This is a genomic window from Bryocella elongata, from assembly GCF_900108185.1.
GTDB classification, from domain to species: domain Bacteria; phylum Acidobacteriota; class Terriglobia; order Terriglobales; family Acidobacteriaceae; genus Granulicella; species Granulicella elongata.
Map to the genome: position 1 here is coordinate 1 of NZ_FNVA01000008.1, position 19,978 is coordinate 19,978.

The following is a 19,978-nucleotide window of genomic DNA, read 5'->3' on the forward strand; positions in this document are numbered from 1 at the left end:
CCAGTACAACTGGCATCGACCTCATACCAGCCTCGATCGAAAACCTCCCATCAGCCGATCTGGACTCAACGTAAATAACCTGCTGATACACCACATGTAAAGCGCCGTCTTTTCAGGGGCGTCGCACACGATCCAAAACGCAGATTCCCGGCGGGAATGACAAACCAAAGGTAGCTGCAGCCCGGGGAAAAAGGCTTTACGCCTTCCTGCAGAGAAAGATGCAGTCGCCGCGGACGTAGCCGAACTTCACGGAGTCGTCGCCCCCGGCCATGCACTCTTCGTAGGTGAAGCCGGCTGCGACGAGACGGTCGCGGAAGTCTCGACCGTAGAAGCGGACGTGGTCGGAGGCTCCGAAGTGACGCTCGCGGTCTGCTTCGGTCTTGATGGCGGGGTTTTCGTAGGTCCTGGACCAGGCTTCGATGATGGGAACAGCGGTGATCAGAACGCCATCCGGCGTGAGGATGCGGTGTATCTCGGCGAGCGATTTCCTGTCGTCCACATGCTCAAGGATGTGAAGCGCGAGCACGAGCTCGGCGGAGCTGTCCGGCAGGTCGATCTTCTCGATGTTGAGGACGCGGCCGCCGCGACCGGGCACGATATCCGCACTGATGTATTCAGGGACGCGCTTGCGAATGATCTCGCCGACACACCTCTCGGGCGCGAAGTGTACGACGCACTTCACGTTGTCGAGGAGGTTGCGCTGCTCAATGGTGTTGTAGAGCAGGCGATGGCGTTCGCCTGAACGGCAAACGGGGCAAACGGCTCCGGGGCGGACCGGCATGCCTGCGGTGCCGAACTTGCCGGTGTAGCCACAGATGACGCAGCGCTTCTCCCCGCCTGCGTGAGCCGTGGTCTGGAAGACGCTGATCCAATACCGGAGCTGGTGAATCCGCCAACGGAGGGCGTTAGGCACCATGCGTTTGATCTGTTGTCGCAATCAGACTCCTTCGAGGCCGCGGATCTGGCTCATGGCAAGCCCGCCGGGGAGGGGATGGATCTGCTTCCCCCAGTGTACGGTTCGCGGCGCACCTGGCAGCCTGCAGGATGAGCGAAACAGCTTCGGGTGTACCCTCGTCTACTGGAACATGCGGATGAATAGATCTTTCCTGGCGGCTGCGGGTGTCCTGCTGATGGCTGCGTCAACCCCCTTGGCAGCACCTGCTCAGCAGAGCGACAAACCGGTGCTGGTGAAGAAGCCGGAAGCTCCTATTTCGACGATTACCGTCGAGGCGAAGCTGGTCGTGGTTCCGGTGGTGGTGCGCGACAAAAAGGGCGCTATTGAGAACAACCTGAAGCAGGCAGACTTCGCCTTGCAGGTGACGGGAAAGCCGCAGACGATCAAATACTTCGATCACGACACGGATGTGCCGCTGACGCTGGGGCTGGTGGTGGATGCTTCGCGCAGCATGCAGGACCACCTGGACGATGAGCGCAAGGCGAGCCAGGTCTTCCTGCAGACGATGCTGCAGCCGGCCAAGGGAACGCGCCCGGCTGACAAGGCGTTCGTGATCCAGTTTGCTCACCAGATCGAGATGCTGAACGATGTGACGGACTCCGTTCCGCAGCTGGCCGCAGCGCTGCGCGAGCTGGGGACGGAAAGTTCCACCTTCAAGACGCAGGACAACAGCGGGCAGGTCGACAGCGAAGGGCGCAGGGCGCATGGAGGCGGCACGGCTCTTTATGACGCGGTGTACCTCGCCGACGACGAGGTGACGGCGAATCAGAAGGGCCGGAAGGCGATCATCCTGCTGACCGATGGAGCGGACAACGGCAGCAAGGAAGGGCTGCCGGATGCGATTGAGTCGGCGCAGCGCGCGGACACGATCGTGTACGCGATCTATTACAAGGGCGAGCAGAGGCGCGATCAGAATCGTGGGCCCGGCAACGGCGGGCGACGCGGCGGTATGGGTGGTGGTGGCTGGCCGGGCGGTGGCGGTGGCTACCCTGGCGGCGGTGGGGGCTATCCCGGTGGCGGTGGTTATCCCGGAGGCGGCGGAAATGGCGGCGGCAACAATCCCAACGGCGGCAATAACCCCAACGGGGGTGGTGGAGGCTACAAGCCCAACGTCGATGGCCTGAAGGTGCTGGAGCGTCTGTGCGGAGAGACCGGAGGGCGGGTCTTTGAGGTGTCGAAGAAGGACACGGTGGAGTCGATCTACGCGCAGATCGGTGAGGAGCTGCGCTCGCAGTACCGCCTGGGCTTTACGCCCACGGACGAGGCTGCCAAAGAGGGCTACCACACGATTGCTCTGACGCTGAACGGCGATGCTGGCAAGAGCAAGCCCCTGATCGAGACGCGGGATGGGTACTACACGGGGGCGGCGCGGTAAGCCGCCGCCGGGCCTCTCAGGGATGCTGGGAGCTGTTCTCCGAGCTCCAACTCGCATCGGCCATCTCGGCGTCGTCGCGTGAGGCGCACGGGGCTGGATCGGTAGGATCGGCGAGCTCGAATCCCGGCGCGTCTTTGCCATCGCAGCGAACCCGGTTGCTTTCGGTCTGGCATGGAATGCGGCCGAACCACACCTGGCCGTTGCCGCGATGGACGAAGGTCGGGACCAGGCTGGTCAGCGCACCCGTCAGAGCGCAAACAAGCATCACCACAAGCAGGAAATCGGGAGTGGACGAACCGGTACCGCGATCATTCATGCCCTTTGGGACGGCTTCCTTTTGCAGGGCGTTTCGCGTTGGGACGGGTCGCGCCTACTTTTCTGCCGTTGGCGCGGTGAGCCAGCCGTGCAGCTGGAGCCAGTGCTCGACGATCAGGGGATAGACGGCAAGCTCGGGGTACCTGGGCTGATCGTCGCCCATGTGGGTGCCGTGCGGACCCTGCTGAAAGACGTGTACCTCGGCATCGACGCCGGCCTTCTGCAGCGCATTGAAGAACGAGGTTGCGTTGAGCGAGTTCACCTTCTCGTCGCGTTCGGTGGCGTAGATGAGGCTCGGTGAGGTTTCCTTCGTGACGTGCAGGACGGGGTTGAGGGCATCGACGAGGACCTGGGGAGCGTTCTTGCCGGTCAGGGCTTCCATGCCATTGGTGCCGGGGATGGAGGGATCGAGGTCGGTGCGGGCGTAGTTGAGGATGGCGAAGTCGGGACGTGCGGAGACTTTGTCAATGGCGTCGCTTTGGACCGCTTCCCCATACGTGCCGTCGGCGCGGAAACGCGCGTCGCCATGCGGATCGGCGGTGGCCAGCCATGCTGCGAGGTGGCCTCCGGCGGAGAAGCCCCACACGCCGATGGCATCGGGACGGAAGCCCCAGTCTTTGGCGTGGAACCGCATCAGCCGCATGGCGCGCTGGCCATCGACCATCGCCCAGGGGTACAGATAGCGCGGCGAGAGACGGTACTGCAGCACGCAGGCGCTGATGTTGTGGGTCTGCAGCCAGCGCGCTTCGTGGGCTCCCTCCTGCTCCATGACGAGGTGGTTGTAGCCTCCGCCGGGAAGCACGACGACGGCGGTGTGCGGTCCGGGGCCGGTGGCGGGATAACAGAACAGCTTCGGCTGGTCGTCGTCCTCGGCGCCGACGGCCCCGGGAGCTTTGCCGTCCCACAGGGGCTGCATCATGCCGAAGCCGGTGGGCATCTTCGTGTGGACGAGGTTCGATGCCGCCGGCTGCTGGGCGCCAGCGGAGAAGAGCGAGGCCGCGGTGGCGACGACCGCCAGCAGGGAGCTTGCGCCGGGGAGACGAGGAAGAGATCTCATGGCCCAACAGCATACCTGTAACCTGTCAGACCGGGCTTGCGTCTCATGGCTGCCCGCAACTTCCAACGTCCGGGAGCATCCAGAAGGTAGACCCTGCGTGCTCCAGGTCGATGGCGCGTACCGTGCTGTTGGCGGATGATAGGAAGCGACGGTGGGCCGTCGAGTCCCGCTGCAGTTTGATTCCTGCGGGAACGGCGAGCAACAGAGGAGAAGTTCCATGACCGGGAAGACACATACCCGCAACACACTGCTTCGCGGACTCCGCACCGCGCTGGCGGCCGCAGTGCTGGCGGCACCGTTGATGTTGGCTGCGCCGATGCAAGCGCAGATCCTGCCGCACGATGCGACCGTTGGTTTGCACCCGCACCACATCTATCCGACGATCGAGGCGGCGAACGGTGACATTCGCGACGCCCTGGCGGTAGCGCGCAAGACGCACAAGCGCGTAATTCTCGACTTCGGTGGCGACTGGTGCGGCGATTGCCAGGTGCTGTTCCTGTACTTCCATCAGGCTCCGAACCAGCAGATCATCAACCAGCACTTCATCATCGTGCCGATCAACGTGGGGCACATCGACGCGAACCTGGATATTGCCAAGCGTTACGGCGTTCCGGCGAAGGGGGTACCGGCGCTGGCGGTGCTGAACGAACATGGCAGGCTGCTTTATTCGCAGGGCAACAACGAGTTCTCCGACATGCGACACATGGACGCGCAGTCGGTGACGGCGTTTCTGAATAAGTGGAAGCAGTAAACGCAGTACTCTGACGAGGACCGCTCACGTTGCTGTGAGCTGCCTCAAACGCTGACCCTATGGAGCGCGCAGTCGAGACCATTTCGCGCAACGGTTCCAAGACGATCGCCGCGGACCTCCTGAAGAGGTTCGTGGTGACGCCGATGCATCGTTGCCTGCGAGGGATCCTGCTGCTGCGCGCGGCGGTGTTCTCGGCGATCGATCACGACGTCTTTACTGTGGGCCAGGCGACAGCGTACTCGAGCATCCTGGCGCTGTTCCCGGCGCTGATCGTGACGGCGGCGGTGGTGGGAATGTTGCCGGGCACAGCGCCGCTGCGCTCGCAGCTGGCGGGCTTTTTCGATCGCGTGCTGCCCTCCAACGTGGCGCCGCTGCTGGATGCGTACTTCTCTCAGTCGCACCAGAATCCACAGACGACCAAGGCTCTCTTCAGCGCGCTGGTGGTGAGCCTGTTCGGTGCGGCGAATGTCATGTCCACGCTGATGGAGGGCTTTCGCCGTGCGCATGGCCTGCCGGAGATTCACGGCAGCTTCTGGCCGCGGCGAATGCGTGCGCTGGTCCTGGTGCCGTTGTCGCTTCTGCCCATGGCGGGAGCTAGTCTGCTCGTCATGTTCGGGCACTTCCTGACGGTGAAGCTCGCCGGGTGGGTCGCGACCGATCTTCGGGGAACGTTCTATGTGATTGCGGTCCTGCTGCGCTGGACCGTAGCCCTGACGGGCTCTGTCGCGATCCTGGGACTGATCTACCACCTTGGGACGGACCCGGACCGGCGGCTCGAACTTCGGCTCGAGCCGTTGATCCGGGAGACGCTGCGGCGTCCGCTCAGCCTGCTGCGTATGGAATGGACCTGGCGCGCGAGCCTTCCGGGAGCGGCGCTGGCGACGGGGCTGTGGTTCATCTCCACGCTGATATTCGGACTGTATGTGACGCGATATGCGAACTATTCGCGGGTCTACGGTTCGCTGGGGGCGGCGATTGCGCTGTTGGTGTGGCTTTACATCATCGCCGTCAGCGTGCTGATGGGAGCTGAGTTTAATGCGCAGCGGGCGAGGGACTCCCGCAACGCCGCGGAGGGCCGCCCGAGCTTTACCGGGCATCCCCGGGAGCTGCTGGCTGCGCTGCGCTGGCCGCCGGGGTGGAGACGGTCACGCTCGAATGCGCGCGGCGCAGGTAGAATGTCAGACGGATAGCCGGTAGAAGGTTTGACCGGACTGACAACTAACTGCACATGGAAAGAGCGGGTCCGACTGGCGGGCCGCGGGGATGCTGGGTTTGATGGAAGCCACAATCAAGGGTGCGACCATGACGTCGCGCCGCGCCAAAATCGTCGCCACGCTGGGGCCTGCTTCGAGCACGGAAGAGGTATTTCGGAGCCTGGTACGCGCGGGGCTGGACGTCGCCCGCCTGAACTTTTCGCACGGTTCGCATGAGCAGAAGGCCGAGCTCATTGCAATGGTCCGCAAGGTGGCGAAGGAAGAGTGCAAGCCCATCTGCATCCTCGCCGACCTGCAGGGACCGAAGATCCGCACTGGCGTGCTGGTCGACCACAAGCCCGTGCTGCTGGAGGCAGGCAAGCGCCTGACCATCACGCCTGTGCAGATGGAAGGCACCGCCGAGCGCGTGAGCACCGTCTTCACGACGCTGGCCGAGAACCTGAAACCGGGTGACCAGGTGCTGCTGTCGGACGGCCTGATCGAGCTGCGGGTCATCGAGATTCAGGGTGCTGACGTCGTCACCGAGATCATCAACGGCGGCATGCTGGGCGAGAAGAAGGGCATCAACCTTCCGGGCGTTGCCATCAAGGTGCCATCGCTGACGGAGAAGGATGAGATTGATCTTGAGTTCGCGCTGAAGGCAGGCGTGGATTCGATCGCTGTCTCCTTTGTGCAGACCGCGGATGACGTGCGGTATGTGAAGGGCCGCATCGCGGCGCTGGGCTTCGATGCGTGGGTGATCTCGAAGCTGGAGAAGCCTCAGGCGATCGATCATCTCGACTCGATTCTCGAAGCATCCGACGGCATCATGGTGGCCCGTGGCGACCTGGGCGTAGAGATGCCGCCCGAAAAGGTTCCGGCGATCCAGAAGCACATCATTCGCCGCTCGCTGGAGTACCGCAAGCCGGTGATCACGGCGACGCAGATGCTGGAGTCGATGATCGACAACCCGCGCCCGACGAGGGCCGAGGCTTCGGACGTCGCGAACGCGATCTACGATGGCACCGATGCCGTGATGCTTTCGGCGGAGTCTGCTGCGGGCAAGTATCCGGTCGAAGCGGTCGCGATGATGGCGAAGATTGTGATGGAGACCGAGTCGCAGATCGAGCTCGTCTCCAACCGCGCATTGCGTCACAAGCGCCGCACGCTGAGCGTCCCGGAGACGATCTGCGAGTGCATGGCGCACTCGGCGGATGATCTCGATCTCGCAGCGATTGCGATCTTCACCGAGACGGGTACGACGGCTCGTCTGCTCTCGAAGTACCGCCCGGACTCGCCGATCTTCGTGCTCTCACCGTTCGAGAGCGTGGTGCATCGCGCGATGCTGCTGTGGGGCACGCAGCCTATCCAGTGCGAGCGCTTCACTTCCACCGACAAGCTGGTGGAGATGGCGGAGACGATTCTGGAGACGCATGGCCATGTGAAGCCGAAGCAGATTGTGGGTATCGTGGCGGGCACGGCGACGAAGTCGGGCGCGACGAACTTTATGCGGCTGCATGTGATTGGGGATCGGTAAGAAGATACGAGATGCGAGATGCGAAGCTGGTCTAAAGTTAGCGGCTGACGAAGGAGACTGCTGGCTCGAACGGAGTCGAAAGATGAGATCCGAGATTCTTAGAACTGGATGCGAAAGACGAGAGACTGGGCTGCCATAGATTTCGCGGCTCACGAAGAGAATTCCTGCTAGGGGCCGTCTACAAAGGCGTAGCTTTATCTCGCATCTCGCATCTCGCATCTCGCATAAAGGAACCGACGAGCTATGCATCGTTCCTATCTTGATTTCATTGGCTGGCAAAAGGCAATGCAGCTGTCCGTGCAAGTGTATGAGCTAACGCGCGGGTTCCCGCGTGAGGAGCTATACGGCATGACCAGCCAGTTGCGTCGCGCAAGCATCTCGATTGTTAGCAACATTGCGGAAGGCCATGGACGGGGAACGCGTCCTCAGTTGGCGCATTTTCTCTCCATAGCGAGAGGATCCGCGTTCGAGGTCGAGGCCCAGCTATTGCTTTGCGGACAGGTGGGTCTCGGCGAGCGAGCTTGTTTGGGTCGCTGTGAGTCTCTTTGCGATGAGGTCAGTCGCATTCTGGCTTCGGCCATTCGGGGTTTGAACGAGCCAGGGGCAGAATCGCTTTAGGCGTTGGACTGTCCGCCCAGGTGCCAAGGCCGCTCCCTGACCACTTGCAGCAGGTGATCGCACGGGACGATTTCCGCAGTTTCCTTATCGGCTTCTTTCAGAAACCACCGTTCTATCTCGCATCTCGTATCTCGCATCTCGTATCTTCTCTCTATGGGACGCATTCACGTACTTTCCGACCAGGTAGCGAACCAGATTGCTGCCGGGGAGGTCGTCGAGCGTCCTGCTTCGGTGGTGAAGGAGCTGCTGGAGAACTCCCTCGATGCGGGCGCGACGCGCATTCGGATCGAGGTGGAGGCGGGCGGCCGCAAGCTGATCCGCATCGTGGACAACGGGCATGGCATGGGGCGCGATGATGCGTTGCTGTGCTTCGAGCGCCACGCGACGTCGAAGCTGCGGAGTTCCGATGATCTGCTGAAGATTGCGACGCTGGGCTTTCGCGGTGAAGCGTTGCCGTCGATTGCCTCGGTCTCGCGGCTGTCGCTGCAGACGCGTGCGGCCGACGATGAGGTAGGCACGGCGATTGAGATTGCCGGCGGCAAGATGCTGAGCGTCGAGGACGCGGGGCTGCCTCCGGGGACCACGATTGCGGTGCGGGACCTGTTCTTCAATACGCCCGCGCGGCGCAAATTCCTGCGCAGTGAGCAGACGGAGCTGGGCCATGTTGCGGCGCTGGTGACGAACTACGCGCTGGCGCATCCGAACAAGCACTTTGAGCTGCACACGTCGACGCAGACGCTGATCTCGGCACCCGCGGTCACCGATGCAGGCGAGCGGCTGTATCAGCTCTTCGGCGGCGAGACCTACCGGCACATGATTCCCGTCGCGGCGGAGATGGATTACGCGCGGTCGGGACTCCCGGAGCCTCCGCCGTGGAAGCGCGAGGCGGACTATGAGGCGCCGCCAGCTGGATTCCTGCGGCTGAGCGGATTCATCTCCAAGCCGGAGCTGCAGAAACTCAACCGGAACTCGATCTATGTGTTCGTGAACGGGCGGCTGATCCGGGACCGGCTGATGCTGCATGCGTTGAGCGAAGCGTATCGCAACATCATTCCGCCGACGTCGTTTCCTGTGGTGCTGCTGTTCCTGGAGATGCCTCCGGAAGAGGTCGATGTGAATGTGCATCCGGCGAAGACCGAGGTGCGATTCCGGCAGACGGCGTTTCTGCATGACTTTGTCCGCGACACGGTGCGAACGGGCCTGATGCGGGCGCGGCCGGCGGCGAACTTTGTGGCGGCGCTGAGCAACGCTCCGACTGCGGGCGCTTCGCTGATGGTGGATGTGAGTCCGATCAGCGGGCTGGATTCGGCTGTGTTCGATCCTCGGGAACGGGTGGAGGATGGCCGCGATGGGACTGCGGTGCTGGAGCCCGGGCAGGCTATGGGGTTCAGCGAAGGCGCGCTCGATCCCAGCGAGGCGGAGGCATTTTCGCTCGCGGAGCGACTGGTTCCGCCTTCGCCGGGACGGCTGGGGTTTGAGGGCGCGGGAATTGCGGTGGGATACGACATACCTTCCGCGCCGTCTGCCGAAGGGGGAAATCCTGCCTGGAGCAACGTCTGGTCAGCCGACCAACAGCAGCAGCCGACCCTGAACGGGCTGGCGACGCTACGGCCCCTGGGGCAGTTGCGGGACTCGTTCATCCTCGCGACCAACGAGGAAGGCCTGTGGATTGTAGACCAGCATGTGGCCCACGAGAGGGTGCTGTTTGAGAAGATTCTGCGCGAGCGGGAGATCGAAAAGGTGCAGCGGCAGCGGTTGCTGATGCCCGTCCTGGTGGAGCTGCAGCCCGCGCAGTTGGTCACTTTTGCTGAGATTGCGGAGGAATTGGCCCGCAACGGCATTGAGGCGGAGCCGTTTGGCCCGCGGACGCTAGCGGTGAAGGCGACCCCCGTGGGGCTGGACGGGCGGGAGCTCGAACGGACGCTGGAAGAGGTGCTGGCAGTGACCGAGCGGACGGCCCAGGCGGAGAACGAAGAGGCTCGCCGGACGCGGATTGCGGCATCGATCGCTTGCCACGCGGCGATCAAGATCAACACGCCGCTGGAACCCTCGAAGATCGACTGGCTGCTCCGGGAGTTGGGAAAAACTGAACATCCTACCAGCTGTCCGCATGGCCGCCCCATCGCATTGCGGTATTCTTTAAAAGACATTCAACGGGCGTTCCAGCGCATCTAGCTCTAAGGGCTTGCGCGGAGCCTGTTTTTCCCGTCGGCGCAGCGAGTCCGCGCGCCCGACGTCCATGGTCAAACCGAGCTGCAGTCGACGCGCCCAGCGAAAGCCATGGCGGAGGATGGGACGCGGCATTGAAGGGATACAAGTTTTGAGTTCAACACCGCAATTTTCCCAGGAGCAGCTCACCGCAGCGCGCTCGCACATCTGGCGCCAGGATGGCGATGCTGCCCTGACCCTCGAGGCTGTCAAAGAGTGGCTTGCGCCGCTTGGCCTGGTCTCGTTTGAGGCCTTCACGAAGGCTCCCGCACCCTCGCTCGTCGAGGCGACTCTGGGCGCTGCCAACACCGAGCCCACCCCGGAGCAGATCCACGCGGCGCGCAGCTACATCGCACGCATGGTCAGCGAGGGCGTCGCCGTTCCGCTGAACCTGGCGGGTCTTCCGGGCGAGATGCCGGACTTCGTCGTGAGCGCGCAGGTCTTCAGCTACCTGTTCACGCTGCGTGGCGACAAGGGCTACAAGCTTCCGCCGCAGACGTCGGGATCCTTCACCGTTACTCCGTTGGCCGTGAAGGTCTACGAGGTGCTCGCTGAGCGTGGTGCTCTTTCGGCGGCTGAGGTAGCCAGCGAGCTGGGCCGCGAGCTGACCGAAGCCGCGGTCATCCGCGCGCTCGTCGAGCTCTGGGGCCAACTTCGCGTGCTGCCGCTGTACGGCCAGAACGCCGAAGTCACGCTGTGGGAGCTGACCACCCGCCGCTTCCTGAAGCCGATCAAGGCTGGAGCGAACGCGGGCGTACCGACGGCGCTCTCTGCCATCCTTTCGTTGTACCTCGCGCAGGCTGTTGCGGCCAGCGAAGAACAGATTGCAGCCTTCCTGTCGAACGTTGCAGCCGGTTCGCGCGTGCACGAGGTGCTGACCGCACTGACCAGCGCACGTCAGCTCGAGACCGTTGTGATCGAAGGCCAGACGCTGATGTACATCCCCGGTGCGCTGCCTGAGTTTGGCGGCGCCGAGGTTGAAGGTGAAGAGGGTGCAGCGGTTGAAGGTGAGGCCTCTGAAGGCGCCGAGGGCGAGGATGCCCCGCGCATTCGCAGCTTCTCGTCGGACCGCAGCCATGAGCTTCGCGGCAAGCCGGTGTCTCGTACAGAGGGCGCGCCACGCCGGGCGCCGAGCGATCGTCCCCGCCGTGAAGGTCCGCCGTCGGATCGCGAACGCCGCCCGTTCAACCGGAGCGCAGCTGGTGGCTCGGATCGTGCTCCTGGTTCGGATCGGGCTTCGAGCTCGGACCGCAAGCCGTCGTACGGCAGCAAGCCTTCGTACGATCGCAAGTCATCGTCGGACCGCAAGCCTTCGTTTGGCAGCAAGCCGTCCTACGGCAGCAAGTCCTATGGGGATCGTCCCGCACGTCCGCGTCGCGATGACGGTGGTGACCGTCCGGCACGGCCGGCGCGCGCCAACGACAACGCGTTTACGCGCCCGTGGGAAGAGGACAAGTCGGCGAAGCCGAATCCGTTCGCGCGATTTGCCGCAGCGGACAAGGAAGCTCGCCAGCTTGGACCGCGCGAAGAGAAGGGTCTTCCGCCTGAGAAGCGCCGCTTCGACAAGCCCAAGCCGGTTGAGGATGAGGGACGTTCGTTCGAGCGCCGCAGCTTCGACAGCCGTGAGGGCGGAGAGCGCAGCAGCTGGAAGCCATCCCCGCGTTATGGCGGGAACCACGAAGGTTCGGGCGAGCGCAAGCCATTTGTGAAGAAGGCCTTCGGCGCTCCACGCGTTGGTGGGTTTGGCGACCGCAAGCCGTTTGGGGATCGCAAGCCGTTCGGCGGAGGTGATCGCAAGCCGTTTGGAGCGAAGCCTTCGTTCGGTGGCGAGCGCAAGTCCTTTGGTGGCGGCGAGCGTAAGCCGTTCGGTGAGCGCAAGTCCTTCGGCGGTGGCGACAGGAAGCCTTTCGGCGCAAAGCCTTCGTTTGGCGGCGAGCGCAAGCCGTTCGGAGACCGCGCACCGTCCTTCGGTGGAGAGCGTAAGCCTTTTGGAGATCGCAAGCCCTTCGGCGCGAAGCCCTCCTTCGGAGGTGAGCGCAAGTCGTTTGGCGACCGCAAGCCCTTCGCAGGTGGAGATCGCAAGCCGTTTGGCGCGAAGCCTTCGTTTGGTGGTGAGCGGAAATCGTTTGGTGATCGCAAGCCGTTCGCAGGTGGAGATCGCAAACCCTTCGGCGCGAAGCCTTCCTTTGGTGGTGAGCGTAAATCGTTTGGCGACCGCAAGCCGTTCTCTGGTGGAGATCGCAAGCCGTTAGGCGCGAAGCCGTCGTTTGGTGGCGAGCGTAAGTCGTTTGGCGACCGCAAGCCGTTCGGAGCGAAGCCTTCGTTTGGCGGTGAGCGTAAATCGTTTGGTGACCGCAAGCCGTTTGGCTCGAAGCCGTCGTTTGGTGGCGAGCGGAAGTCGTTTGGCGACCGCAAGCCCTTTGGTGCCAAGCCTGGGTTCAGCAAGCCTGCGGGACGATTCGCTGGCAAGCCGAGCGGCGGTTTTGTGGCGAAGCCGGGAGCGTATCGCCCGACCCGTCCGAGTCGTCCACAGGGCGGTGGCGGACAATCCGAAGAGTAGCCCCGACCGATGACGCAGACTGTACCTGGAACTGAGACACCGACTGCCACGCGCCGCCGCCCCGTGATTGCTATTGACGGGCCGGCGGGCGCGGGCAAGAGCACGATGGCCGCGCACCTCGCGCGGCGCTTCGGCTTCCTGAACCTGGAGACGGGTGCGATGTACCGTGCACTGGCGCTCAAGGCCATCGACGCGGACATCGACTTCACCGATGAATCGGCCCTGATGGAACTCGCGGAACAGACGCGCATCGGTCTCGAGCCGCAGCGCGAGGGCAACAGGGTATTTCTCGATGGCGTGGATGTCTCACGACGCGTACGCGACACGGACGTAACAAGTGCCGCGAGCCGGATCAGCGTTCATCCCCGGGTGCGTGCGTGGATGGTTGACCTGCAGCGTGTGATGGGCAAACAGGGTGGCGTTGTCATGGAAGGCCGAGATATCGGGACGGTTGTATTTCCCGATGCCGAAGTAAAGATCTTCCTCGATGCGGCACCGGAAGTCCGGGGCGGCCGACGCTATCTGCAGGTAGGTCCGAGCGTAGCCGCGAAGCCTGAAGAGGCAATCATTAAAGAGCTGAAGGAACGTGACGAACGCGACCGGAATCGTGCAGAATCGCCGCTTCGCGCTGCACCGGATGCGGTGACGCTGGATTCGACGGAACTTACTCTCGATGAGGTGCTGTCTCGCGCGGAAGCCATTGTGAGAGAGCACGTTCCGGAGCCACAGCTGCACTAGCTGCGGTGCAGTCCTTTGGATATTGAATTTTTCGCTAGAAAAATTTGCCAAGCGTGCTAACATCCTCACATCGTTTGAAACAAGTTGGTTTTCAGCAGGGTCCTTCCTGGCCGAAGCCCCGATTTGGATTCAGCGTCAAAAGATCAATCACACAAGGATTTGCGAGACATGGAACAGGGAACAGTGAAGTGGTTCAACGACGCCAAGGGTTTTGGCTTCATCAGCCGTCAGAACGGTGAAGATGTGTTCGTGCACTACTCGGCCATCATGACCAACGGCTTCAAGAGCCTGCAGGAAGGCCAGGCTGTTCAGTTCAATGTGGTCAAGGGACCCAAGGGCTGGCAGGCTTCCGACGTTCAGCCTCTGTAGTCTGTTGCGGAGCGAATCCGCGACCAAACCAACAATTTGATGTATTTCTCGCAAGAGGGGACAGGTGGGTCTGTTCCCTTTTTGCGTCTTCGGTGCCCCATTCTTTCTGAGGCCTTTCCGGCTATACCGGAGGTGGCGTCGTCGATGGGGAGGAGCCGCCTGGCTGCTGCGATGCAGGTTGTTCCCGGGTGGGCTGCTCGGGCAGCGGCTCTCCGTCAGGGCCAATGAGCCGGTTCGAAGGAATGATGGTCGTCGACGTGCGGAACTTCCGGTAGTCGGAGGTGGTCACGACGACGTGACCGCGTACGTGCGCGAAGATGAGCACCCGGGCTGAGCCTTCGCCTTCAATCTTCTGTGGCAGCCACACCTCGTCATTGACCTTGGTGGTGCGGAACTCGAAGTGGAAGCCCGCGTGGATGTCCACGAGCAGACCTCCGGCGAGCTTGAAGTCGTTGAGAAACCGGCCCTCGCCACGAACCAGCACGTGATCCTTTTCGTCGATCCACACCTGCCCGACGAGATCCCGGATGATGCCTTCGAAGCTGTTGCGCGTCTTCGCGCGTGGATCGCCTGCGTAGTCCAACAGAATGGCTGGTCTGCCATCGAGGACGACGTGGCGCGGGTTGCTGAAGGCACCGAGCTCGAGAATGCGGGAGACGGGCGTGATCTCGTTGCCCTGCGGATCGGTCTCGCGGCCTTTACCATCATTCTTCGCGCGGCGTTCCTTTGCCTTGGCAACCTGCTTGTCGACGCGTTCGTCTTCCTTCTTCTGCTCGTCCGGCGTGAGGGGATGGCCGTTCTTCGCGACGATCTTGTCGACGCGCACGCCATCGATGCTGAGGCTTTCGGAGTCGGTGACGGTGGTCTTCTTCACACGCTCGTGGCCGTCGAAGTCGTCTTCGACCTCGTGCACGTGATAGATGTAGTCACGTCGCGCGGCCTCGAAGCGACGCTGATTCTGCTCGACCTCGAGCATTAATGCACGCACATCGAGCGCTGGCGGTTGTTGCTGCACCTCATTGCCGGCGACCTGCGCGGACAGCGGTTGCGCGATGTTCACAAGGACGGAGACCAGTAGCGCGACACGCAACCCCATGTCTGCGATTCTAGAGTCTGGGGCTTCGCCGCGCTCGCACCGTGGTTCCTGGAAGCTCCGCGAATCTGCTATCTGAAGGAGCTCCAAGCCAGCGTGGGAGAGACAGCACACGTCGATTCAACTGACCTCGGTACGCCCGCGAGCCCTCCGCCGGACCACTCCGGGGATGCGTTTGGCCCGCTGAGGCTGCCGCTCTTTCGTGATCGCTTCATCGCGGCCACGGTATCGAACGTCGGCACGTGGATGCAGGATACGGCAGGCACGTGGCTGATGACCGCGCTCACGTCGTCGCCGCTACTAATCGCACTGATGCAGACAGCTGCGAGCCTTCCTGTGCTGTTTCTCGGCCTGCTTGCCGGCGCCACGGCGGACATCTTCGATCGGCGCAGGCTGCTGCTCATCTGGCAATGGTGGATGCTGGCGACCGTGGCGCTGCTTGCGGTGCTGACCTTTGCGAACATCATCTCGCCGGTGATGCTGTTGTTTCTCACGTTCCTGCTGAACATCGGTTCGTCGATGAACAACCCCGCGTGGCAGGCCATTGTGCCGGAGCTTGTGCCGCACGAGGAGCTGCCCAACGCGGTCACGTTGAACGCTGCGAGCAACAATATTGCGCGTGCGTTGGGGCCGGCGTTCGGTGGCCTGATGGTTGCGGCCTTTACTCATGCGCGTACCGGTGCGGCGTGGGTGTTCGCTCTGAACTCGCTCTCCTTTGCCGGAGTCATCTGGATTCTATGGAAGTGGAAGCGCAAGCCGCTGTTCAAGTCCGCACTGCCGGCCGAGCGCATTGCGGGTTCGGTGCGTTCGGGGCTGCGGTATCTTCGCTATGCGCCGAACGTGCAGGGGCCGTTGATCCGCGCGTTCATCTTTGCGTTCTTCGTGTCGGCGGTGTGGTCGCTGCTGGCGGTGCTGGCGAAGAAGGACCTGCATCGCAGCTCGTTGAGCGGGGCGATGGGGTATGGCATCCTCAATGGCTGCCTTGGTCTCGGGGCTGTTGTTGCTGCAGGGACACTGGCGCGTATCCGCAAGCGCATCGATGCCGATACGCTGCTCGCGATTACCGGCGTGTACTACGTGATTGTCTTCCTGGTGCTCGCTCTGGTGCCGCAGCCGTGGATCATTATCCCTGTGCTGCTGGGAGCAGGCTTCGCGTGGACTTCGACGATGTCTACGCTCAACGTGAGTGTGCAGCTATCGGTGCCGGGCTGGGTGTATGCGCGCGCGCTGGGCACGTACATGATGACCTTCCAGGGTGGGCTCGCGCTGGGCAGCGTGACGTGGGGCATGATTGCGGAGCACAGCTCGGTGCGGGTGGCGATGCTGTGCGCTGCGGTGGGTATGGCGGTGAGCATACCGTTCACGTCGCGCATTCACATCCTCAAAGGCTCGCTGCCGGACCTTACGCCGTACGAGTGGAAGCGTCCTTTGCCTACGCTGGCAGCGACGCCGCAGCCAGACGATGGCCCGGTGCGCATCTCGGTGCATTACAGGATTCCGCAGGCCAACTACATTGCATTTGCCACAGCGATCCATGAGCTGAAGGGCGCGCGCTTGCGTGATGGCGCGGTGCGCTGGGGCATCTATCGCGATGCTGCCAACCCCGAGCACATCAACGAGACCTTCATCATGGAGAGCTGGCTGGAGTATCTGCGCTCCCGCGAGCGGACGACTGCGGATGATCAGGGGCTTCGCAAGCGTGTGTGGGAGATGCACGAAGGCGATGAGCCGCCGCGCGTGTCGCACCAGGTCTGGGTTGCGGAAGTCGGCCCTGCTGACCCACGTGATGAAGCGTAGCGGCAGGCCGACTCGACTAGGATGAGATGCTGCCCCTAGGCACGCGGACATACTGCATCCCTGCCGCTATCGCGGACGCGATGCCAGCGTCGGCGTCTTCGAAGACGAGGCAATCGGCGGGCGCGATGTTGAGCTTCTTCGCTGCGGTGAGGAAGGGCTCGGGGTCGGGCTTGCCGTGGGTGTAGTCTTCCGCGCCAACGATGATGTCGAACTCGCCGCCGAGCCCGATGCGCTCGAGGGTCTGTGCGATCGAGGCACGCGGTGAGCCGGAGACGATGCCCATCGGGATCTTACCGTGCATCGCGTGGACGTGCGCGACGACCGAAGCGATGGGCTTCAGCTCGGGCAGCATGGCGTAGTAGAGCTGCTCCTTGTGGTGGGCGGTCTCTTCGGGCGGCATGTGCGAGCCGAAGCGCTCATTGAGGATCTCGACGGTCTTCACAATGGTCACGCCGCCGAGCTCATAAAAGACATCCTCGGGGAAGGTGCCGCCGAAGTCCGCGACGGCCTGCATCCATGCCTTGTAGTGCAGCGGCATCGAGTCGGCGAGTGTGCCATCGAGGTCGAAGAGGTAGGCCTTGAATGCGCCGGCGGGGATGGGAAGTGGCGCTACGGGAACGTTTGCGGTGATGTCGCTCATGGGCTCCATGAAAGGTAAGGGCACGGCGGTTGCCGTGCCCTTACTGTTAGGCAAAGATGAGTTGATTAGTACGCGCTGCCGAGTGCGAGATCGATGAGGGTCTTCTCTTCCATCTCGTGGGCCTTGGCGGAGCCTGTTGCGGGGCTTGCGGATGCGGTACGCGTGATCTTGAGCACGGGGCGGCCTCGCGAGAGGCGCTTGAGGCGCGGCATCACGAAGTTGCATGCGCCCTGGTTGGCAGGCTCTTCCTGCACCCAGACGATCTCCTGGGCGCGGCCGTGCATGTCGAGCGCCGCCTGCAGCTCAGCCTCGGGCCAGGGATAGAGCTGGTCGATGAAGATGATGGCGACGCGCGGCTTGCCTTCCTGCTTGCCGTCGAGGCCACGCTTGGCGCGCTCGACGCGGAGGTTGTGGCCGATCTTGCCGGTGCACAGCAGCACGCGCTGCGGCGCGCGGACCACCGTGTCGGGAATGACCATCTGGAACTGGTCGGCAGCGAGATCAGGCACGGTCGACATCGCGTCGGGATGACGCAGCATCGACTTCGGGGTAAAGACGATGAGCGGCTTGCGCCACTTGCGCAGAGCCTGGCGACGCAGCAGGTGGAAGTACTGGGCTGCTGTCGAAGGCTGCGTGACCTGGATGTTGGCTTGCGCGGAGAGCTGAAGATAGCGCTCGATGCGAGCCGAGGAATGCTCCGGGCCCTGGCCTTCGTAGCCGTGAGGCAGCAGCATGGTCACGCCCGAGAGCAGGCCCCACTTGGCTTCGCCCGCGGTGATGAACTGGTCGATGATGATCTGCGCGCCGTTGGCGAAGTCGCCGAACTGGGCTTCCCACAGCACGAGCGCTTCGGGATAGTCGCGGGCGAAGCCATACTCGAAGCCGAGGCAAGCGGCCTCGGAGAGCATGGAGTTGTACACCTGCCAGCGGCCCTGTTCAGGAGCGACATTGCTCAAGGGCGACCAGCGGGCTTCGGTCTCCGTGTCGATCAGCACCGAGTGGCGCTGGTTGAACGTGCCGCGCTGCGAGTCCTGCCCTGTGAGACGAACGGGGATGCCAGCCTTGAGCAGCGACGAGTAGGCGAGCAGCTCGGCCATGCCGTAGTCCATGGGCTTCTTGTTGTTGCCCATGTCGACGCGCTGCTCGAGCAGCTTGGCGACCTTGGGGTGAACGTGGAAGCCCTCGGGAGCTGTGGTGAGAGTCTTCGTGAGGGAGGCAATCTCCTCGGCGCCGATCGCGGTGCTGGGATTGTCTTCCGGACGCAGCGCGCCGCCGTAGAAGCTGTTCCAGTACTCGGGCAGCTCGTGCAGGTGCGGCTTGACCTTGGCCTGCGAGGCGGCCTTCTGGTCGGTCAGCATCTCCTGCTGCACAGCGGTCGCTTCGGGCGCAGCGTCAACGCCGATCTTCTCGGCATAGATCTTGTAGAGCGCGGCGTGATCCTTGATGAGAGCGTAGCGGCGGGGCTGCGTGACTGTCGGGTCGTCGACTTCGGAGTGGCCGTGACGACGATAGCCGATGAGGTCGATGACGACGTCGGAGCCGAAGGCGTGACGGTACTCTGCCGCGAGCATGGCGATGCGCAGCACGGCATCGGGGTCTTCCGCGTTGACGTGGAAGATCGGGATGGGCAGGCGCTTGGCGAGATCCGACGAGAAGCGCGAGGAGTTGGACTCCTCGGGGTTGGCCGTGAAGCCGAGCAGGTTGTTGGTGATGATCTGCAGCGTGCCGCCGACGTTGTAGCCATCGAGCGAGGCAAGGTTCAGCGTCTCGGCGGTGATGCCCTGGCCGGCGAAGGCAGCGTCGCCGTGGATGACGAGCGGCAGCACCTGCTTCGTGCCCTCGGCACCGATACGTTCCTGCCAGGCACGCGCGCGGCCGATGATGACGGGGTTTGTGGCCTCGAGGTGCGAGGGATTCGACGCAAGGTGCAGGCTGACGGTCTTGCCCGAGGGCGTGACCAGGTCGCCGGTTGCGCCCTTGTGGTACTTCACGTCGCCGCCACCCATGATGGAGCGCGGATCGACGTCCTCGAAGTTGGTGAAGATCTCTTCCGCGGTGCGGCCGATGGTGTTCACCATCACGTTGAGGCGGCCACGATGCGCCATCGCAAAGAGGGCGCGTGTGACGCCGAGCTCTGCCGACGTGACGAAGATCTGATCGAGGAAAGGAATCAGCGAGGTCAGGCCTTCCAGCGAGAAGCGCTTGGTGCCGAGGTAGCGCTGCTGTGCTACCTGCTCGAAGAGATCGGCCTTAATCAGCAGAGAGAGCGTGCGCTTCTGATCGACCTCAGGCTGCGGGCCTTCGAGGCGCTGCTGAATCCAGGCACGCTTCTCAGGCGAAGCGATGTGCATGAACTCGGCGCCGATGGAGCCGCAGTAGACGCGACGCGCTTCAGCGGCGACGGCTTCAAACTCGGGACCATCGGGGATGGAGAGCGGAAAAGGCTCGGGTGCGAGGTACTGGCCGAGAGGATCGAGCGACGCCTGCAGGAAGCCCCAACGGCGGAAGACGTCGAACACTGTCTCGCGTACGAGGTCGTCTCTCAGGGACTCCGCTCGCTGCGGGGAAGGCTTGGAAGGTCGTGTGGCGGACGAGGTAGCCATAGCATCTCTCATGTTAGTCCTGCATACATGGTGTTTTCGAGTGTCGTCCGATATTCGGGCGAGATAGTGGCATTTCCGCACACTCAAACTGGCCTCGAAATCACGCCCGAAGGCACGACAAGACGAAGCTGGTTTGTGCCATTTGGCCGCAGAAACGGCCGCAGAATTG

The 19,978-nt window shown here is 63.0% G+C and carries 16 protein-coding genes; 10 read left to right on the forward strand and 6 right to left on the reverse strand.

The window, feature by feature from the left end; genetic code table 11:
- Positions 1–196: 196 nt before the first annotated feature.
- Positions 197–937 (reverse strand): methyltransferase domain-containing protein, encoded by a 741-nt coding sequence (locus C4S68_RS19750; RefSeq protein WP_146072242.1) that lies wholly within the window; start codon positions 935–937, stop codon positions 197–199.
- A gap of 154 nt (positions 938–1,091) precedes the next feature.
- Between C4S68_RS19750 and C4S68_RS19755 the strand changes: the two genes are divergently transcribed.
- Positions 1,092–2,330, forward strand: a complete 1,239-nt coding sequence (locus C4S68_RS19755) for a VWA domain-containing protein (protein WP_235011734.1) — start codon at positions 1,092–1,094, stop codon at positions 2,328–2,330.
- A 16-nt stretch (positions 2,331–2,346) separates the two neighbouring features.
- Here C4S68_RS19755 and C4S68_RS19760 read toward each other — a convergent pair whose 3' ends face one another.
- Positions 2,347–2,646, reverse strand: coding sequence for a hypothetical protein (locus C4S68_RS19760; RefSeq protein ID WP_103934856.1), 300 nt, complete (start codon positions 2,644–2,646; stop codon positions 2,347–2,349).
- A gap of 54 nt (positions 2,647–2,700) precedes the next feature.
- Positions 2,701–3,702 carry an alpha/beta hydrolase gene (locus C4S68_RS19765; RefSeq protein ID WP_160115255.1) on the reverse strand — a complete coding sequence of 334 codons (1,002 nt, stop codon included), beginning with the start codon at positions 3,700–3,702 and terminating at the stop codon, positions 2,701–2,703.
- Between the two features lie 217 nt (positions 3,703–3,919).
- On the opposite strand from C4S68_RS19765, the gene C4S68_RS19770 reads away from it, so the two are divergent.
- The 8 genes from C4S68_RS19770 (at position 3,920) to C4S68_RS19805 (ending at position 13,676) form a co-directional block, all read left to right on the forward strand.
- Positions 3,920–4,453, forward strand: coding sequence for a thioredoxin family protein (locus C4S68_RS19770; protein ID WP_235011735.1), 534 nt, complete (start codon positions 3,920–3,922; stop codon positions 4,451–4,453).
- 59 nt (positions 4,454–4,512) lie between these two features.
- The gene (locus C4S68_RS19775) at positions 4,513–5,643 is read left to right on the forward strand and encodes a YihY/virulence factor BrkB family protein (protein WP_103934858.1); all 1,131 of its coding nucleotides are present in this window, start codon (positions 4,513–4,515) and stop codon (positions 5,641–5,643) included.
- An 85-nt stretch (positions 5,644–5,728) separates the two neighbouring features.
- The gene (gene pyk, locus C4S68_RS19780) at positions 5,729–7,183 is read left to right on the forward strand and encodes a pyruvate kinase (RefSeq protein ID WP_235011736.1); all 1,455 of its coding nucleotides are present in this window, start codon (positions 5,729–5,731) and stop codon (positions 7,181–7,183) included.
- A 243-nt stretch (positions 7,184–7,426) separates the two neighbouring features.
- Positions 7,427–7,801 carry a four helix bundle protein gene (locus C4S68_RS24015; RefSeq protein ID WP_103934860.1) on the forward strand — a complete coding sequence of 125 codons (375 nt, stop codon included), beginning with the start codon at positions 7,427–7,429 and terminating at the stop codon, positions 7,799–7,801.
- A gap of 153 nt (positions 7,802–7,954) precedes the next feature.
- Positions 7,955–9,976, forward strand: a complete 2,022-nt coding sequence (gene mutL, locus C4S68_RS19790) for a DNA mismatch repair endonuclease MutL (RefSeq protein WP_103934861.1) — start codon at positions 7,955–7,957, stop codon at positions 9,974–9,976.
- Between the two features lie 145 nt (positions 9,977–10,121).
- Positions 10,122–12,569, forward strand: a complete 2,448-nt coding sequence (locus C4S68_RS19795) for a hypothetical protein (protein WP_103934862.1) — start codon at positions 10,122–10,124, stop codon at positions 12,567–12,569.
- A gap of 9 nt (positions 12,570–12,578) precedes the next feature.
- Positions 12,579–13,307 carry a (d)CMP kinase gene (gene cmk, locus C4S68_RS19800; protein WP_103934863.1) on the forward strand — a complete coding sequence of 243 codons (729 nt, stop codon included), beginning with the start codon at positions 12,579–12,581 and terminating at the stop codon, positions 13,305–13,307.
- 168 nt (positions 13,308–13,475) lie between these two features.
- Entirely contained in the window at positions 13,476–13,676 is a 201-nt protein-coding gene (locus tag C4S68_RS19805) for a cold-shock protein (protein WP_103934864.1), read from the forward strand.
- A gap of 121 nt (positions 13,677–13,797) precedes the next feature.
- Here the strand turns inward: C4S68_RS19805 and C4S68_RS19810 are convergent, their stop codons facing one another.
- The gene (locus tag C4S68_RS19810; RefSeq protein WP_103934865.1) at positions 13,798–14,772 is read right to left on the reverse strand and encodes a hypothetical protein; all 975 of its coding nucleotides are present in this window, start codon (positions 14,770–14,772) and stop codon (positions 13,798–13,800) included.
- A 93-nt stretch (positions 14,773–14,865) separates the two neighbouring features.
- On the opposite strand from C4S68_RS19810, the gene C4S68_RS19815 reads away from it, so the two are divergent.
- A complete protein-coding gene (locus C4S68_RS19815) occupies positions 14,866–16,566 on the forward strand; it encodes an MFS transporter (RefSeq protein WP_103934866.1) in 1,701 nt (566 codons plus the stop codon).
- 16 nt (positions 16,567–16,582) lie between these two features.
- On the opposite strand, the gene C4S68_RS19820 is transcribed toward C4S68_RS19815, so the two are convergent.
- Both C4S68_RS19820 and C4S68_RS19825 read right to left on the reverse strand, forming a co-directional pair.
- On the reverse strand, positions 16,583–17,206 hold the full coding sequence (locus C4S68_RS19820) for an HAD family hydrolase (protein ID WP_103934867.1): 624 nt from the start codon (positions 17,204–17,206) through the stop codon (positions 16,583–16,585).
- Between the two features lie 65 nt (positions 17,207–17,271).
- Positions 17,272–19,809 (reverse strand): 2-oxoglutarate dehydrogenase E1 component, encoded by a 2,538-nt coding sequence (locus C4S68_RS19825; RefSeq protein WP_103934868.1) that lies wholly within the window; start codon positions 19,807–19,809, stop codon positions 17,272–17,274.
- Positions 19,810–19,978: the final 169 nt, after the last annotated feature.

What these genes read in the sequence shown, in the direction of transcription:
- C4S68_RS24015 (WP_103934860.1), top strand. Translation starts at nt 7,427, where the DNA reads ATGCATCGTTCCTATCTTGATTTCATTGGCTGGCAAAAGGCAATGCAG.
- C4S68_RS19825 (WP_103934868.1), bottom strand. Translation starts at nt 19,809, where the DNA reads ATGGCTACCTCGTCCGCCACACGACCTTCCAAGCCTTCCCCGCAGCGA.
- cmk (WP_103934863.1), top strand. Translation starts at nt 12,579, where the DNA reads ATGACGCAGACTGTACCTGGAACTGAGACACCGACTGCCACGCGCCGC.
- C4S68_RS19810 (WP_103934865.1), bottom strand. Translation starts at nt 14,772, where the DNA reads ATGGGGTTGCGTGTCGCGCTACTGGTCTCCGTCCTTGTGAACATCGCG.
- C4S68_RS19775 (WP_103934858.1), top strand. Translation starts at nt 4,513, where the DNA reads ATGGAGCGCGCAGTCGAGACCATTTCGCGCAACGGTTCCAAGACGATC.
- C4S68_RS19760 (WP_103934856.1), bottom strand. Translation starts at nt 2,646, where the DNA reads ATGAATGATCGCGGTACCGGTTCGTCCACTCCCGATTTCCTGCTTGTG.
- mutL (WP_103934861.1), top strand. Translation starts at nt 7,955, where the DNA reads ATGGGACGCATTCACGTACTTTCCGACCAGGTAGCGAACCAGATTGCT.
- C4S68_RS19820 (WP_103934867.1), bottom strand. Translation starts at nt 17,206, where the DNA reads ATGAGCGACATCACCGCAAACGTTCCCGTAGCGCCACTTCCCATCCCC.
- pyk (WP_235011736.1), top strand. Translation starts at nt 5,729, where the DNA reads ATGGAAGCCACAATCAAGGGTGCGACCATGACGTCGCGCCGCGCCAAA.
- C4S68_RS19770 (WP_235011735.1), top strand. Translation starts at nt 3,920, where the DNA reads ATGACCGGGAAGACACATACCCGCAACACACTGCTTCGCGGACTCCGC.
- C4S68_RS19765 (WP_160115255.1), bottom strand. Translation starts at nt 3,702, where the DNA reads ATGAGATCTCTTCCTCGTCTCCCCGGCGCAAGCTCCCTGCTGGCGGTC.
- C4S68_RS19755 (WP_235011734.1), top strand. Translation starts at nt 1,092, where the DNA reads ATGAATAGATCTTTCCTGGCGGCTGCGGGTGTCCTGCTGATGGCTGCG.
- C4S68_RS19805 (WP_103934864.1), top strand. Translation starts at nt 13,476, where the DNA reads ATGGAACAGGGAACAGTGAAGTGGTTCAACGACGCCAAGGGTTTTGGC.